General features: G+C 50.3%; 10 protein-coding genes. 3 read left to right on the forward strand and 7 right to left on the reverse strand.

Annotation, left to right across the window (positions count from 1 at the left end; translation table 11 throughout):
- Positions 1-26 precede the first annotated feature (26 nt).
- A complete protein-coding gene (locus tag UNDKW_RS12905; protein ID WP_162059016.1) occupies positions 27-692 on the reverse strand; it encodes a DUF1080 domain-containing protein in 666 nt (221 codons plus the stop codon).
- Between the two features lie 99 nt (positions 693-791).
- Here UNDKW_RS12905 and UNDKW_RS12910 point away from each other — a divergent pair, with 99 nt between their 5' ends.
- Positions 792-1712, forward strand: a complete 921-nt coding sequence (locus tag UNDKW_RS12910; protein WP_162059017.1) for an alpha/beta hydrolase — start codon at positions 792-794, stop codon at positions 1710-1712.
- Between the two features lie 73 nt (positions 1713-1785).
- On the opposite strand, the gene UNDKW_RS12915 is transcribed toward UNDKW_RS12910, so the two are convergent.
- From UNDKW_RS12915 to UNDKW_RS12940, 6 genes are all read right to left on the reverse strand, one after another.
- Positions 1786-2100, reverse strand: coding sequence for an L-rhamnose mutarotase (locus UNDKW_RS12915; RefSeq protein WP_162059018.1), 315 nt, complete (start codon positions 2098-2100; stop codon positions 1786-1788).
- A 17-nt stretch (positions 2101-2117) separates the two neighbouring features.
- The gene (locus UNDKW_RS12920; RefSeq protein WP_232063369.1) at positions 2118-3329 is read right to left on the reverse strand and encodes a glycoside hydrolase family 105 protein; all 1212 of its coding nucleotides are present in this window, start codon (positions 3327-3329) and stop codon (positions 2118-2120) included.
- Positions 3330-3366: 37 nt separating this feature from the next.
- The gene (locus UNDKW_RS12925; protein WP_232063370.1) at positions 3367-4815 is read right to left on the reverse strand and encodes a glycoside hydrolase family 28 protein; all 1449 of its coding nucleotides are present in this window, start codon (positions 4813-4815) and stop codon (positions 3367-3369) included.
- Positions 4812-7577, reverse strand: a complete 2766-nt coding sequence (locus tag UNDKW_RS12930) for a glycosyl hydrolase (protein WP_174247588.1) — start codon at positions 7575-7577, stop codon at positions 4812-4814. Before UNDKW_RS12930 ends, UNDKW_RS12925 begins: the two co-directional genes overlap by 4 nt.
- Positions 7578-7745: 168 nt before the next feature.
- Positions 7746-9041: an L-rhamnose catabolism isomerase gene (gene rhaI / locus UNDKW_RS12935; protein ID WP_162059019.1), complete on the reverse strand. Its 1296-nt coding sequence runs from the start codon at positions 9039-9041 to the stop codon at positions 7746-7748.
- A 66-nt stretch (positions 9042-9107) separates the two neighbouring features.
- The gene (locus tag UNDKW_RS12940; RefSeq protein WP_174247589.1) at positions 9108-11216 is read right to left on the reverse strand and encodes a bifunctional rhamnulose-1-phosphate aldolase/short-chain dehydrogenase; all 2109 of its coding nucleotides are present in this window, start codon (positions 11214-11216) and stop codon (positions 9108-9110) included.
- 387 nt (positions 11217-11603) lie between these two features.
- On the opposite strand from UNDKW_RS12940, the gene UNDKW_RS12945 reads away from it, so the two are divergent.
- Together UNDKW_RS12945 and rhaS are read left to right on the forward strand one after the other, a co-directional pair.
- A complete protein-coding gene (locus UNDKW_RS12945; RefSeq protein WP_162059020.1) occupies positions 11604-12467 on the forward strand; it encodes a DeoR/GlpR family DNA-binding transcription regulator in 864 nt (287 codons plus the stop codon).
- On the forward strand, positions 12467-13471 hold the full coding sequence (gene rhaS / locus UNDKW_RS12950; RefSeq protein ID WP_162059021.1) for a rhamnose ABC transporter substrate-binding protein: 1005 nt from the start codon (positions 12467-12469) through the stop codon (positions 13469-13471). Before UNDKW_RS12945 ends, rhaS begins: the two co-directional genes overlap by 1 nt.
- The last annotated feature ends 9 nt before the right edge of the window (positions 13472-13480 follow it).

A 13480-nucleotide genomic window follows, 5' to 3' on the forward strand; every position in this document is an offset into this window, starting at 1 on the left:
TACCCACATGGCTTGACTTGGTAGCATCAATCGAGTTTTTGAATGCGTACATTGCGCAATTCATACGCGGTGCCTTCAAGCTGAAAACCGATGTGACCAGAATCTGGGTTTGATTTGCTTATTTTGTTTTGCACTACGCCGTTGATCCTGACTTCAACCGCTCCGTCTTTGGCAAGAATGTCGCAGCTATTCCATTCGCCAACGGGTTTTTCGCTATCGGCCTGTTTTGCTTTGATTGGAGGATACGCCCCCTCGGCCGTTGTCAGGGATTCGGCAAAGCTGGCACCGGCCATGGGCAGCAGGTCGCCAACATTTTTGTACTTGGTCTGGATTTGCAGACTCAGTGGCCAGACTTTGTCTTTGGGACCAGAACTGATGTGTATCAACACGCCACCATTACCAGGTGCAGCGGTCCAGCGCCATTCGGCATGCAGCGCAAAATTTTTATAGCTTTCCGTCGTAGCGATGTAACCCGAAGGTTTGCCAGCAGAAGCAATCACACCATCCGCTGTGATACTGAAGGCTTCTTCAATCTTGCTTGCCGGTGTAGTTTGAATTTCCCAACCCTTGAAATCACGACCATTGAACAGTTCATCCGCATTGGCAACAGGAACGGCCATGACAGACAGAATGGATCCAACAGACAATACTGACAATTGGAAAGGCTTCAAAAAACGGGAAAGTTGACGCATGATGTTCTTTCTCAAATGGAATCGATATTTTTTGCATTGATTCAAAACCGCTTTACACAGGATAGCCGGATTTTTTTATAACATACTTCATTTACTGCCATGAAACGACTTTTTTTCACTTTGTTACTGGCCTTGTCGGCCATTTCTTCTCATGCACAATCCAGTGCCATCAGCTTGTGGCCAGAAGGCGTACCGGGCGCGAAAAACATAGGGCCAGAACAAGTGGCTGATGGCCGCACGTCGAATGTCAGCGAACCGAACCTGACTTTTTATCCCGCCGCTGTCGACAGAAAAAATGGCAGCGTCGTGATCATTTGCCCCGGCGGCGGCTATGTACGTCTGTCTACCCTGCGCGAAGGTGAGCAATATGCGCACTGGCTCAGTACCCTGGGTGTCAGCAGCTTTGTGCTGAAATCCCGCCTGGCAGAATTTGGCCATCCGGCTCCCCTGCAAGATGTCTTGCGCGCCATTCGCCTGGTACGTTCCGGCGCTGCGCAATATGGCATAGACCCCAAACGCATAGGTGTCATGGGCAGTTCTGCTGGCGGCCATCTGGCAGCCAGCGCTGGCACCCTGTTCGATCACCCTTTGGGCCGCACTGGTGCCGCACTTGACGGCGTCAATGGACGCCCTGACTTCATGATACTGATGTATCCCGTGATTACCATGCAAGACCCATCGGTACATGCAGGATCCCGCAAAGCCCTTTTGGGTGCATCACCCAGTGCAGAATCCATGCAACTGATGTCGTTGGAAAAACAGGTGAGCGGCACGACACCCCCTACTCTGTTGATCCATACCCAGAATGATAAAACCGTTCCGGTCGAAAACAGCATCCTGTTTTATCAGGCACTGACCAAAGCTGGCGTACCGGCGGAAATGCTCTTGTTTGAACGCGGTACACATGGCATGGCTATGCGGCTTGGTAACGGCAATGCATCCGATTGGCCTCATCGTGCCGAAGAATGGCTAAGGGACAGAAAAATACTGCAAGCCGACAGTCAGTCACAAGGGAAATAAGCAGTAAAATAAACTGAAAAACACATATCAAAATCGCCAGCCCATATCAGATTATGGGCTGGCGATTTTTTATTTACTCGAAATAAAACACAGGTTTCAATGCCAATTGTTTGGGACGGTTATCCGCCTCGACTTCCATCAGGTCTGCCATATAATCCCACCACCGTTGCATGACAGGATGTTTGGGCAAGTCATCGATCTGGTGATCAGGATGCAATTTGAGTACGCCAAACAGATGCAAAGTCTCTTCATCCAGAAAAATGGAATAATCATAGATACCGGCAGCGCGCAATGCATCTGCCAGATCTGACCACAAATTATCGTGGCGGCGGTGATATTCCTCTACATTGCCTGGTTTCAGTTTCATCCGGAAAGCACGCGTTATCATGAATGGCTCTCCTGCTGTTATTTCGCTGGTTTGACTGTGACCATCTTTTTCAATTCGGCAGCGGCCAGCATGAAGCCACCGACACCATAATCAAAGCTGGATGCGGGCCTGTAAAAGGCTGGTTCGGCACCGGTCTGCTGTATGCCGCCCAACCTTCCATCTGCATAGACATGCTTCAGGATACCCTTCCATGCCCTGGCGATTACTGGCTGGTATTCCTTGGGGTCGAGAATGCCGCGATTGATGCCATAAGCCATGCCATATACAAACAGGGCTGAGCCAGAGATTTCAGGCAAGGGGTACGTAGCGGGGTCCAGCAAACCGGCATGCCACAGGCCGTTTTCATCCTGCAACTGCGCTATGCGGGCTGACATTTCACGTAACTGCTGTATGTAGAATGGACGTTGTGGATCATCCTTGGGGATATAGTCCAGTGTCCTGGCTATACCACCCATGACCCAACCTTCGCCGCGTGACCAGAAAATTTTCTTGCCATTGGGTTCAGTCTTGTTGATATAGCTGACGTCACGGGCATACAGGTGCTCTTGTTTGTCGTACAGCAGATCGTAAGTGTTTTTCCATTGGGTATGGACATAATCCAGGTATTTACGCTCACCTGTTGCCACATACATTTTCGCCCATACCGGCGGTGCCATGAACAAGGCATCACACCACCACCATGGCAGACGATCGTCACCTGGTTTAAGAGTCTTCAGATCAATCAGGGTATCGAGGTCGCCTTTGGTTGGGGCGATGAATTCAGGCTGCTTGTTGATGAAATACAAATCCAGATAAGTCTGCGCCACACTCTGGTCATCCGCATTCGGCAAACGTTTCGCCAGTTGCCATTGATGTTGCTGGCTCATGGCCAGCATGGCGTCTTTGTATTTGCTGTCGTTTGTGGCTTCCGACGCTGCCATGAAGCCGGTGTACATCACGCTGGATGTCCAGATACGCCCGAAGTGTGCCTGTGAACGGGCCAACTGCCAATCCGCCACCTTGCGCAAGACTTTTTCTATCACCGCTGGTTCCAGCTCTGCAGACAGATCGGTTGCCAGAGGCCCGCCATCAGCAGGTGCATCACCAAAATGACGTGAAGTATCCTTGTCGATGATCGCTTGCATGGCTGGTGTAGGAAGCGGATAGTTCTGCGTCCAGGCCAGGGCTGGCAACATGCTGCCGACAAAACCCAGGCTGGCAAGCATCAGGTATTTTTTTTGAAATTTCAAAGTGCTCTCCTTCATTTTATTGTTGTTTACTTCATTCTTATTTTGCAGGTCCGAAGCCATTGACGGTCAGCCCGGATACCTCAGAATCTGCGGAAATATTTACCGGTTTGCCATCCTCAAAAACCAGTCTGGAATCCGACATTTCCCAGCGTTTTACGTAACGGATAAAACCACCGGTGTTTGCTTCAATATCGAGTTTACTGAGCTTAAAATCCTCAAGCGGAGCTTGCGCATATCCTTCAATTTCAAAGGCGGTTTTTGCGCCACGTGCCTTGATGCCGGAGATATTGACACGGCGCAGTCTGGATATACCGTCTTTTTCTGGTACCGGCGTGACCAGTACTTTCCAGTAAGCCGGTACATCCTTCACATCATCAGGAATCTTGGCATAGCTGTATTGCGGATTCCAGTTCATGATCACGCGCAATACCACTGGCACGTCATTGAGGACAAAGTCATGAATATTCAGGTCTTCGCCAAAACCACCACGTGTATGTGCCGACTTGAACAATATGCCTACTGGTACATCTTTCATGACCGTGAAGCGATATGCTTCAATACGGCGGAATCCACCTGAAGTCTCACTACCGAAACTTAATCCAGCTACTGCTTCACGCACAATGATGTCGCGTATGATCACATCTTCTGTTGGACGATTGACCCGCAAGCCGTCAGAGTCGCGCCCGGCTTTCAAGACGATTGCATCATCATTGACGGCAATATCTGCATGCTGTACCAGAATGTCTTTGGATGAATCGATGTCTATGCCGTCAGTGGATGGGCCATGTCCGCCTTCGTTATTACGGATGGTGAGATGATCTACAACCACTTTGCTCGAGTAACAGATATGCAAAGTCCAGAAACCTGAGCGACGCAATAGCAAGCCATCGCCCACACGCACGTCGGATGCCTTATAGACTTGCAACAATCGAGGGCGACCAGCATCATAGTCCGATGCCCATCTCAGGCCACGTGGTTCATAGGCCTTGCGCAGGTTCCAGTAACTTTCCCAGAATACCTTGCCGTCACCGTCAATCACACCTTCACCGGTAACGGCAACCTTGGTTTGTTCATACACATTGATCAGCGCTGCTGGCCAGCTCATCTCTATGCCAGCAACCCGGGTAGGCATGACAGGATAATCCCGTATGTTTTGTGAGCCCAGCAAGGTCACGCCCTTATCCAGACGCAGCGTCACACCTGTTTTAAGGAACAGGGCACCGGTCAGGTAGGTGCCCGCCGGAAAAGTCAACGTACCGCCCTCTTTGGCAGCAGCATCAATGGCGCTCTGTATGGCTTGGGTGTTGAGCGTCTTGCCATCACCTTTGGCACCATAGGTTTCGACACTGATCTCTTTCGCAACTGCAGTCAGTGACGACAACATCAACAAGAACATCAATACTGCGGCAACCAACAGATGTAAGAGCGTTGGCAAGACAAATACCATGCTTGTATCGCGCAACCAGCGCCGGGCCAAGGACTTCATTGCAGCTTCGCGCCTATCAATTTGACCGGTCCAAGAATGCCGGCAGGTTGAGCCTGTATCAGATGTGTATCTTGTGGGACGAATCGTTGTCCATACCTGGCAGACAGCAGGCGATAATCTGGCAAGGCATGGCCGGCCAGCGCATTCAATCCCAGGTTGGCGACCTGTATTTCAAGACGGTTATTACCCGCACGCAGCAATTTGCTGATATCCAGTTGATACGGTGGTTTCCATACCGAACCGGCACGCTGACCATTGACGAAAACGACCGCAGCTTCCCGTACCGGGCTGTCAAGCATGGCACGCATGCCGCTGGGCACTTTGGGTGTGACCTCAAGTGGCGTCCCCGGACCGAAATCCAGTGTCAGCCTGCTGTCCTTTAATTGTGCTGCGCTCAATTCCAGGTCTTTGGTATAGCTTGCGATACCAGAAAAATAGCGCGTTGCCTCATCTTCAGTCCATGAACGCAGACTGGACATGTTGACCACCTGTGATTTTTCGCTGAACTGCACTTTCCAGTCACGGCTTAAATCGACAACGGTGGTGGCATCTGCCAGTTTTGGTTCCGGCGCTGCATTCTGCGGTGTATCGGTCAGTACCAGCACCCGTGATTCATAAGGTGCCAGACGCAGAGTCGGCTTGACATCGGCATTGCTGATCTTGCCGTCATACGGATTCCACCAGTAAGCTGTTTTGTACTTGCTGCGGAAGGCGGCATTCGCGGTCACATCACGATTGCTGGTATTGGCGATGAAATAGACATCAGAATCAGTCAGTTGTCGACGGATGAAACCTATGTTTTCTTTTTCAGCACTCAACTCCATGTCTGCGGGAACTGCAGCCTTCAAAGCGGCACCCACGGCACTGTCGCCGCTGACCAGGCTGACCTTGTCCTGATTGGCAAACAGGGCATCTGATGCAGTCTGCACTTCTGCACTGATGCGCGCTGCATTCAGGTAGCCTGGTGCCAGTGATGGTTTGCTGCCAACCGCAATGATTTTGCCACCGGCTCGCACATAATCATTCAATTTGGCAATCACTGCCGGTGACAGCCGGTTCACATGCGGCAAAATCAAAACGGGATAATTGATGCCCAGCTCCATGACGGATTCAGCATCAACGTAATCAATGTTATGCCCGGCATCAAGTACCTGCGCGCTTAACTCCGGCGTCACATATTTGCCCATTTCTGCCGACACAGACACCTTGCCCAAAGGCAGGGTCGCGTAGACGTCATCCACAGGCAGGAATACGGCAACCTGATTTGCCGGTTTCCCCTGGCGCATCAGGTAACTCATTCTTTGCAGATAGCCGTTAATGTCCGGCATGACATTCCACCATGGCAGATGGGTATTGAATACCGCTGCTGCATAGAATGCATAGCCAGGTTCCAGCGTGCCTGGTGGAGTATACGGCCAGCCATGGCCAACGAACTGATTAACGCCTTGCAACAGCATGCGGTCAGCTTCGACTTTCATATCCAGCGGTGTCGCGCTGAATGCAGGTGAATGCAGCCAGGTCCAGGTTTCAGCAGAAATGACGGGACGGTCATACAGATGACCTGCCGAAGTTGCCCAGCGTGTAAATGAAAACTGGCGGAATTGATAGCCCTCGCCTTCAGGCAAATCGACCAGTTTATTACTGGACATGGTCACAGCCGGTTCACCATAGGTTTGGGAGCGGAAACGGGTGCCATGCGCTTTTGCCCATTGATTTACGGGCACCAGATAACGTTCGTTTGCCAGTTCGGTTTGGGTAAATGCCCAGTCACGCCGTATGGCGGCAGCATCTGCACCAATGCCAGATTCGATTTTTGGCAGGTGTGGTTTCAGGTCATAGCCACGACGACGCTGAAATTCGGCCAGGAAATCATCTGTCCAGTCGGTACCATAGGCTTCCAGGCTGTCAGAAAATACGGCGTAAGGCGGATTTTTTCCAAAAGCCTTCAACAGTGGTTCCGCCACGGTTTTCAGGTGATGATCAATGGCATTGCGACTCAGATGGTCAAGTACAAAACCTTCTGCCCCTAAAGCGGCACGTTTAACCTGCTGACCGGTACGGCTGGCGATATAGCACACCACTACGCGGTCAGCGGCTGCAGCCTTGACGCCCGCCCGGCCACTTTTACTTGCCAGTAGCTGTGGTTCAAATAATTGCAATTTGCTGCTATCCAACTGTTTGGGCGTACCATCGGCCACGAAGCTGGCCAATAATTTCTCACCATTCATGATGGCTGGCAAGGCAAAACTCTCATTACCGGCTGGCAGCTCAATCACGGCTACCCGCAAACGACCGGCAGCATCAGCTACAGTGACATGTGGGCCGCCGTATGGCCAGCCGCTGCCCAGCGTAATATCAACTCTGAGTTTGTTGGCACGTGCCTTGTCATTGGCAAAACTTACATGTTCAAGAAATTGCTTCGACAAATACGGATAATTGTATGTACCTTTGGCCGCGTCATCCAGTTCCATGGGGTAAACGGCCTGAATCTCAAAACCACCAAAACCACCTGCCTTCATGTCCAGTATTTCGCGTTCCAGTTGCTTCTTTTCCACGGATGGTCCAAACCACCACCAGCGCACCATGGGACGTGCGTCATCGGGCGGCGTGGCAAAGGCTTTGACGACTTCTTTCACAGATGGGGAATTCCCTGTTGCCCTGGTTTGTGCCATTGTTGGTGCAGCACATAGCATGGCAAGAGAAAGCAGGACACAGGTGCGCAATTTGTTAAGCGCAAATGCAGGCAAGGTAGACTTGGTCATAGAAAATGATAATCCAGACAAATAGAGAACAGGCGTCTATCCTGAATGGACATCAGCTTATTGCTAAGTCTATTCCATCCGGGGACATGGCTATGAAAAAATCCCCCTGAAGCAGATCACCATTACGCAAAAATGCGCAACAGAAAATATGCTTCAGAGGGAGTTGAATCAGACAATACCGCTACCGCTGGCGCCAGCCTTTGGTGGACGGAGTGTAGCCTGTTTTTCACGATAGCCAGTTGCACGATAGCAGGCAACCGGATCAATAGCCGCACCGGAACGGGCGCGTGCCATAGCCAGGATAGGACTGACATCAGTGCGGAACGCCTGTTTCAGTGTTTGTGCTGCCAGCAGCACATCATTGTTTTCCTGATATGCGCTCAATGCCTTGCGGTCTACCAGTGCAGACTGTACAAAAGAACGTTGTACCTCGATAGCACTGGACATCAGACTTTCTATAGGATCGGTCACATTGTGTGACTGATCCAGCATGTAAGATGGTTTGAAGGCGTCACCGTCACGCTGTGCTACATCGGCCAGTTCATTGAAGATCAGGAACAGCTGGAAAGGATTGATACTGCCGGAATCCAGATCGTCATCACCATATTTGCTGTCATTGAAATGGAAACCACCCAGTTTGCCGAATTGCGCGAGGCGGGCAACAATCATTTCTATGTTGGTATTTGGCGCATGGTGACCAAGATCAACCAGGCATTTTGCCTTGGGGCCCAATTCGGTAGCACAGGCGTAACTGGTACCCCAGTCAGCAATCGTGGTGGCATAGAATGCTGGCTCAAACAGTTTGTGCTCGATGTACATCAGCCAGTCTGCTGGCAGTGCCTTGTAGATGTCGCGCATGCTGTCCAGATAACGTTCGAGCGCACCACGCAAATTATGCTGGCCCGGGAAATTGGCGCCATCGCCCACCCATACGGTCAAACCTTTGGAACCCAGTGCACGACCCAATTTTATACATTCGATATTGTGTGCTACCGCTTGCTCGCGCACGGCTTTGGCATTGGCTGTCAGGCTGCCGAATTTATAGGTCTGTTCCTGATTGGCCTGATCCTGGAAAGTGTTTGAATTGACAGTGTCAAATCCCAGGCCATGTTTGCTGGCAAATTCACGCATGGCTGCCGGATCACTGCTTTTATCCCAAGGAAAATGCAGGGACACGGTAGGTGTAGCCTGTGTCAGTTGATGTATGACAGCACAGTCTTCCAGTTTTTCCATAACATCGCGTGGCTCGCCCTTGCCTGGGAAGCGTGCAAAGCGGGTACCACCGGTACCAACACCCCAGCTTGGCAAGGCTACGGCAAAGGTCTGGGCTTTGGCTGTCAGTTGTTCGATATCCTGTCCGCGTCTGGCCAGGATGCTGCCCAGGGCAGCATAGTCGGCATCCAGATTCTGTTGCAGTTTGGCGTTATGTTCTGCCACCTGGCCGTGGTCAATTACTTTATCCATCTTATGTCTCCGTCTCATTGCTGACCTGATCAGATATCTAATTCAGGTCAATCTAATTTTTATATTTTAGCGCGTGAATGCAGCGGCATTGCCCGCATCTACGTTGATGATGTTACCTGTACTCTTGGCAGATTTGTCACTGGCCAGGAAATACACTGCTTCTGCGATATCTTCCGGCAATACGCTGAGTTTTAACATACTGCGCTGACGATAAAATTCTTCGATATCATCTGCATCGATTTTATTCGAGACAGCACGCTCTTCTTTCCATTTGCCATCCCAGATACGGGAACCACGGATCACGGCATCTGGATTGACTACATTGACGCGTATGCCGTGTGCCGCACCTTCAAGGGCGATACAACGTGCCAGGTGGATTTCGGCCGCTTTTGCCGTGCAATACGCAGATGCACCAGCAGAAGCAACCAGGCCGTTCTTACTGGCCACAAACACCATGCTGCCACCGATTTGCTGCTGCTTCATGATACGGAATGCGCTGCGACTGACCAGGAAGTAACCCTTGACCAGGATGTCCTGATTACGCTCCCAGATTTCCAGTGTCGTTTCATCCAGCGGTGCTGAAGATGCAATTCCTGCATTCGAGATCAGCAAATCGATACCACCAAATCGCAGGGAAGTTTCGCTCAGTATGGCTTCGACATCGCTTTCACGGGTGATATTGGCACTGACGATGGCTACGTTGTCTTTACCTGCCACTTTGGACAAGACCTGATGTGCCTGGCTCAATGCCTCGCCATCGATGTCTGTCAACATGACACAAGCGCCCTCCTGCAACAACTGGCGTGCCACTGCCTGACCGATGCCACCAGCAGCACCAGTCACCAGTGCGATGCGACCAGCCAGGCTTTTTGGCTTTGGCATGCGTTGCAGTTTGGCTTCTTCCAGCAACCAGTATTCGATATCAAAGGCTTCCTGCTCTGGCAAACCTACATAGCTGTCAACACCATTCGCACCGCGCATGACATTGATGGCATTCACATAAAATTCGCCAGCGATCCTCGCAGTTGCCTTGTCTTTGGCAAACGACAGCATGCCTATGCCAGGGATCAGGTAAATAATCGGGTTGGCATCACGCACTGCCGGGCTATTTTCGTGCTTGCAACGCTCATAGTAAGCGACATAATCTGCGCGATATTGATTCAGGCCCTCATCCAGGCCGCTCAAAAGTTGATCAAAGTTAGGATTGGAAGGATCAAAGTCAATCACAAACGGGCGAATCTTAGTACGCAGGAAGTGATCAGGGCAAGATGTACCCAGCGCTGCCAATGCCTGCAAGTCTTTGCTGCAGACAAAATCCAGCACAGTTGTGCTGTCATCAAAATGACCAAGCTTGAATTCTGTTTTACTGATTTTACCGCGTAGCACCGGCATCAGGCGGGCAACCAGGCTGGCACGCTCTGCGGCTGGCAGCGCGCTGTATTTGGCACCGCCAAATGCTGGCTTACGGCTATTTTCTTCCAGCCATGATTCGGCACGCTGGATGATTGCCAGCGTGGTTTCATAGCAAGACTTGGCAGTATCACCCCAGGTGAACAGACCATGACCTTCAAGGATGATGCCTTTCAGATTCGGCTGCGCTTGGGAGACCGCTTCCAGTTTCAAGCCCAGATCATAGCCAGGGCGCTGCCATGGCAACCAGCCCAGCTCACCTTCGAATATTTTTTGCGTCAAATCCTTGCTATTGGCACAGGCCGCAATAGCGATGACTGAATCAGGATGCATGTGGTCAACATGCTTGCGATTGATATACGCATGCAGTGGAGTATCAATACTGGCAGCGCGTGGGTTCAGGTTGAAGGTGCAATGTGGCAAATAAGCCACCATTTCATCTTCCAGCGCCAGACCACGATAGCGGCCTTTCAGTGAGTGCAGTTTATCCATGTACAGCGTTGAGAAACCATCCATCTTGATGCTTCCCAGATCACCGCCAGAACCTTTAACCCACAGTACTTCTACCTGCTCGCCAGTCAGGTAATCCGGCATCATCACCTTGGCAGAGGTATTGCCACCACCAAAGTTGGTAATGCGCATATCAGAGCCGAGCAGATTTGAGCGATACAGCAATAATTCTGGCTCAGTCAGGCCAGCTGCGTATGCATCGTCCCAAAGTGAAGTAATAGGCTTCTTCTGCTCGGTTTGCATCGTTGAGGTCATACATTCTCCGTGATTAATTAGTGTTTTTATGACAAATTCTTTAGCCTGAAGCCTTGAGTGATCAAGAGCTGAGCGGATCAATCACATCACTTGCTCATGTGAAGCATTTTGTCCGTTTTGGCAGTGGCAGTCAGTAGAAAACAGCCAGCTTTGAGTGTCAATACAGAAGTAATCAAGAAGCTGATCGAAGTCACAATAGTCAGCATGATGATTGAAATTTTCATAGCCAGATTAATGCATAGGAAAATAATCAGCTATTTGATCAATTTATGATTGACGCGCGATTTTTAAGTGATTAGTCTCGCTATACGCCAGCAAATTACTACGAAATAATGACTGGTAGCATGCCGCAATAAAGATAATAGACGGCAACAGACGGAGACAAAAATGGTAAATCACAAACGCCGTAAGCGTTTGCTGAAGCTGCTCGCCGAGCATAATTCAGCAAGCGTTCAGCAACTGGTAACATGGCTCAGCGCATCCCCCGCTACTGTCAGGCGCGATATCAGTTGGCTTGCAGCCCGTAATCTGCTTACCCGTACGCGTGGTGGCGCAGAAAACCTGCAGCAGGTAAAACGATCAATTGCGCTCACCAGCGAGACCTTCCAGAACAATATCAAATGTTATGCCGACAGAAAACGGGCAATCGCACGCTATGCGGCAAACATGTGCAATGACGGTGAAACCATCATCATCAATGGCGGTACGACGACCTTCATGATGGCTGAGTTCCTGGTCGATAAGAAGCTCAAGATACTGACAAATTCTTTCATGATGGCAGAGCGCCTGCTGGTCTCCAGTGAAAATGAAATCATCGTTCCTGGCGGGCGCGTGTATCGCGAACAGAATGTCATCCTCAGCCCTTTTGACAACGACATCACTCAGCATCATTACGCTGGAAAAATGTTCATGAGTGTTTATGGTTTGTCATTGCTGGGTCTGATGGAAGTAGATCCGCTCTTGATACAGGCTGAAAAACGCTTGATCAGCCAGGCTGAAGAATTGATCGTTCTGGCAGACAGCTCCAAATTCGCCAAAAAAGCTGGTCTCATCCTATGTGGCTTGAATCGCGTATCTTGCCTCATCACTGATCATTACGCGTCTGACTCTGCCGTACAGTTGCTTGAGCAGTCTGGCGTCAAGGTCATTACCGTAGCACCGGAAGAATTGCCAGCAAAAGACATATTAAATAAATTTACAAATGCTTATGACACTGAGTCTGCAAGCATGTTCCAGACGGAGACAGTTTGATGAAAAGAAGAAAAGTGATACTGGCAGCAATTGCATTGAGCATGCTGGGTGCCATGCAGGGTTGCGAACAGAAATCAGACAAAATAAAAATTGCCATCGTGGTTAAAAATCTGGGCAATGGTTTTTTTGACGCTGCACACGAAGGTGCCAAAGAGGCGGCCAAGCAAATTGGTAATGTAGAAATCATTTATACAGGCCCAACCACCCCAAGTGCTGAAGGCCAGATAGAAATCATCAACTCGCTGATCAGTCAAAAGGTCAATGCCATCGCCATCTCAGCAAATGATGCCCATGCGCTGGTTCCTATCACCAAAAAAGCCATGCAACGCGGCATCAAGGTCATCTCTTTCGATAGCGGGATAGCACCAGAAGGCCGGTTGATGCAGCTCAATCCATCCAATGCTGAATTGATAGGGATCAAGCAGTTGGAAATGGCATCCAATGCGACTGGTGGCAAAGGTGAAATCGCCATCCTGTCTGCATCTGCCCAGGCGACCAACCAGAACATCTGGATTAATGTCATGAAAAAAGGCCTGGAAAAACCTGAGTTTGCCGGCCTTAAACTGGTGGCAACTGTGTATGGTGATGACCAGTCCGATAAAAGTTACCGCGAAGCGATAGGCCTGTTGCGCAGCAATCCAAATCTAAAAGTGATTATTTCCCCTTCCACTGTTGGCATCAACGCTGCCAGCAAGGCCGTGGTCGATGAAAAACTGGTCGGCAAGGTATTCGTTACCGGACTGGGCTTGCCATCAGAAATGGCGGGACACGTCAAAAGCGGTGCCGTTAAGGAATTCGCCATCTGGAATCCCATTGACCTTGGTTACGCTGCGACTTATATCGCCAATGAATTTATCAAAGGCAATCCAGATGCCAAGGCAGGTGGCAGCTTTACCATAGGCCGCATGGGTACGATCAAGATTGATGCCAACGGTGATGCAGCAATGGCCCCACCCTTCACTTACAACAAAGAGAACGTAGAACAATTCTCCAAGATATTTTAAGTAAAGACA

This window comes from Undibacterium sp. KW1 (assembly GCF_009937955.1).
GTDB lineage: Bacteria > Pseudomonadota > Gammaproteobacteria > Burkholderiales > Burkholderiaceae_D > Undibacterium.

Excerpts from the sequence above, each read along its gene's own strand:
- UNDKW_RS12910 (WP_162059017.1), top strand. The coding sequence starts at position 792 with ATGAAACGACTTTTTTTCACTTTGTTACTGGCCTTGTCGGCCATTTCT.
- UNDKW_RS12915 (WP_162059018.1), bottom strand. The coding sequence starts at position 2,100 with ATGATAACGCGTGCTTTCCGGATGAAACTGAAACCAGGCAATGTAGAG.
- rhaS (WP_162059021.1), top strand. The coding sequence starts at position 12,467 with ATGAAAAGAAGAAAAGTGATACTGGCAGCAATTGCATTGAGCATGCTG.
- UNDKW_RS12925 (WP_232063370.1), bottom strand. The coding sequence starts at position 4,815 with ATGAAGTCCTTGGCCCGGCGCTGGTTGCGCGATACAAGCATGGTATTT.
- UNDKW_RS12940 (WP_174247589.1), bottom strand. The coding sequence starts at position 11,216 with ATGACCTCAACGATGCAAACCGAGCAGAAGAAGCCTATTACTTCACTT.
- UNDKW_RS12905 (WP_162059016.1), bottom strand. The coding sequence starts at position 692 with ATGCGTCAACTTTCCCGTTTTTTGAAGCCTTTCCAATTGTCAGTATTG.
- rhaI (WP_162059019.1), bottom strand. The coding sequence starts at position 9,041 with ATGGATAAAGTAATTGACCACGGCCAGGTGGCAGAACATAACGCCAAA.
- UNDKW_RS12945 (WP_162059020.1), top strand. The coding sequence starts at position 11,604 with ATGGTAAATCACAAACGCCGTAAGCGTTTGCTGAAGCTGCTCGCCGAG.
- UNDKW_RS12930 (WP_174247588.1), bottom strand. The coding sequence starts at position 7,577 with ATGACCAAGTCTACCTTGCCTGCATTTGCGCTTAACAAATTGCGCACC.